The sequence below is a fragment of the Limosilactobacillus panis DSM 6035 genome (assembly GCF_001435935.1).
GTDB lineage: Bacteria > Bacillota > Bacilli > Lactobacillales > Lactobacillaceae > Limosilactobacillus > Limosilactobacillus panis.
Genome location: NZ_AZGM01000131.1, coordinates 1 through 292, shown reverse-complemented (window position 1 = coordinate 292; position 292 = coordinate 1). Strand labels below are relative to the sequence as shown.

Here is a 292-nt window from a genome sequence, read left to right as displayed (position 1 = left end):
AGTTAAACCAGTTTGGATGGTAATTAATCACCTTCTGAAGCTCTTGACGACAGGTTCCTGCTCGGTAATTGGGAATCTTAATGACAATCTCAAAGCGCGTTAAGCGTTCTGTTAGAGTCATCAGGGCTGGTTGATTCTTCCGCCGAACCCCCTTGACTAAATCCCCCTCCCAATCAAAAGGACGTTGGCGCTGATTAATCTTTTGCGGGCGTTTTTCAATTGAAACTCCCAGCCGTTTCACTGCTTGCCGAGAGTGGGAACGATGGTGCTTTTTTAGATGCCGACTTAGCTT

The 292-nt window shown here is 46.6% G+C and carries 1 pseudogene; it reads right to left on the bottom strand.

Going from position 1 to position 292, the window contains the following annotated elements:
• Positions 1 to 292, bottom strand: a pseudogene (locus FD32_RS10300) (IS30 family transposase); the annotation flags it as partial.